This window comes from Acidiphilium sp. PM (assembly GCF_000219295.1).
In the GTDB taxonomy this organism is placed as follows: Bacteria; Pseudomonadota; Alphaproteobacteria; order Acetobacterales; family Acetobacteraceae; genus Acidiphilium; species Acidiphilium multivorum.
Genome location: NZ_AFPR01000365.1, coordinates 1 through 2,308 on the forward strand (window position 1 = coordinate 1; position 2,308 = coordinate 2,308).

2 protein-coding genes are annotated in these 2,308 nt (G+C 73.1%); both read left to right on the forward strand.

What is annotated here, in order from left to right:
* Nucleotides 1-1,346: ABC transporter permease subunit (locus APM_RS12735; RefSeq protein ID WP_007423785.1), on the forward strand; the 1,346-nt coding region annotated here is incomplete at its 5' end.
* Nucleotides 1,343-2,296 carry an ABC transporter permease gene (locus APM_RS12740; protein ID WP_007423786.1) on the forward strand — a complete coding sequence of 318 codons (954 nt, stop codon included), beginning with the start codon at nucleotides 1,343-1,345 and terminating at the stop codon, nucleotides 2,294-2,296. The genes APM_RS12735 and APM_RS12740, both read left to right, overlap by 4 nt.
* Nucleotides 2,297-2,308: the final 12 nt, after the last annotated feature.

Below are 2,308 nucleotides of genomic sequence, written 5' to 3' on the forward strand. Positions count from 1 at the left end.
CCTGGCTGCGCCCGGCCGGCGAACGCGCCGAGGCGGCGCGCTGGCTCGAGGCGGTGCGCCTGCCGGCCGACCGCGCCACCGCGCCGATCCTCGACCTCTCCGGCGGCAACCAGCAGAAGGTGCTGATGGCGCGCGCCCTGATGGCCGAAGCCGACATCATCCTGCTCGACGATCCGACCCGCGGCGTCGACGTCGCGGTGAAGCGGGAGTTCTACCGCCTGATCCGCGATGCGGCGGCGCAGGGCAAGCTGATCGTCTGGCACAGTTCCGAGACGATCGAGTTCCTCGAATGCGACCGGGTCTGCGTGCTGCATGACGGCGCGATCCGCCGGGTGCTCGCGGGCGACGGGATCTCGGAGGATGCGATCGTCTCCACCGCCTTCGCCGAGCAGATCGGCGGCGACGGCCGGGCCGCCGGCGGCGAGCGGCGGTTCCGGCGCGACTGGAGCGCCGCCGCGCCGGTGCTGATCCTGGCCGCGATCTTCGGGATCATCGTCGCGCTGAACCGCAGCGTGGCCTCGCTATTCGGGATCGGCCTGCTGTCGGGCGCGGCGGTGCCGCTGGTGCTGGTCACCCTGGCGCAGATGGTCGTGATCGGCGGCAGCGAGATCGATCTCGGCGTCGGCGCCTGCGCCGGCCTCGCCAACGTGCTGAGTGCCACGATCCTGGTGCGGGCACCCTGGGCCGGCGCGCTGGCGCTGCTGCTGCTGCTCGGCGCCTACGCGCTGCTCGGCTGGCTGATCCAGGTGCGCGCGATGCCGGCGATCGTCGTCACGCTCGGCGCCTCGTTCATCTGGGCGGGGATCGGCTACGCGCTGCAGCCGACGCCGGGCGGCAGCGCGCCGGGCTGGCTCGCCGCCGCGTCGGCCTGGAGCCCGGCGGGCGTGTCGTCGTCGGTGGTGTTCATCGTCGCCGCCCTGCTCGGCGGGCTGGCGCTGAATGCGTCGCGGATCGGCGTGGTGCTGCGCGGCTTCGGCGCCAATCCGCGCGCGATGGCGCAGAGCGGCTGGCCGGCGGCGCGGATCGCCATGCTGCGCTACGCGATCGCCGGCGGGTTCGCGGTGCTGGCCGGGCTGTCGATGACGGCGATCAACACCTCGTCCGACATCAATGCCGGCGGATCGTACACATTGCTCAGCATCGCCGCGGCGGTGATCGGCGGCTGTTCGCTGCTCGGCGGCGAGATCACGGCGCTCGGCGCGGTCTGCGGCGCGCTGAGCCTGTCGCTGATCGGCAGCCTGCTCGGGTTTCTTGGCGTCTCGACCGACTACAACGCCGCCGTGCAGGGGGGGATGCTAATCGCGATCCTCGCGGCGCGCGAGATATTGCGATGGAGGCGGGCATGACGGTGCTCCCCTGGCTGCGGCGCAACCGCTGGAGCTTCGCGGCGATCGGCGTGCTGGTGCTCTGGGCCGCGCTCGACCTCGCGACGAGCCGGTTCAGCCTGCAGAACCTCTCGGGGGTGGCGAGCTCGGCCTCGTTCCTCGCCGTGGTGGCGCTCGGGCAGATGTTCGCGGTCGCGACCGGCGGGGGCAATATCGACCTGTCGGTGCCGAGCGTGATCACGCTCTCGGCCTTCGTCACCATGATCCTCTCCGGCGGCACCGATGCCGGGCTCGCGCTGGCGCTGCCCGCCGTCGTGCTGGTCGGGCTCGCGGTCGGCGCGGTGAATGCGTTCCTGATCCTGCGGGTGCGCATCCCGGCGATCATCGCGACGCTCGCGGTCGGCTACGTGCTCGATACCGCGGTGCTGATCACCAATCGCGGCTTCACCACCTTCGGCGTCAGCCCGGCGCTGCACCTCGTCGCGGCGGGGCGGGTGCTCGGCGTGCCGCTGATCCTGGTGGCGGCCGTGCTGCTCGCCGGGGCGGCGTCGGCCGTCATCCATCGCACCGGCTACGGGCGCAGCCTGATGGCGGTCGGCCAGAACGCGGTCGCCGCGGATCTGGCCGGGGCGCGGGTGGGGCGGATCACCACCGCGGCGTTCATGATCAGCGGGGTGCTCGCCGCGCTCGACGGCGCGCTGCTCTCGGCCCATGCCGGCGGCGCCTTTCTCGGCATGGGCAAGCCCTATCTGCTGGAATCGGTCGGCGCCGTCGTCGTCGGCGGCACGCTGATCTTCGGCGGCAGCGCGACGCCGCTGGGCACGCTGCTCGGCTCGGTGCTGCTGGTGCTGATCGTGACGACGATGCAGATCGCCGGCCTTGCCGGCGGGGTGCAGGACGTGATGCAGGGCGGCGTGATCATCGCCGTGCTGCTCGCCGCCGGCGCCGGGGCCAGCCGGCGGACGGCGTGACGGCCGGGCCGC

Coding starts and splice junctions, on each gene's coding strand:
- APM_RS12740 (WP_007423786.1), top strand. CDS start 1,343: ATGACGGTGCTCCCCTGGCTGCGGCGCAACCGCTGGAGCTTCGCGGCG.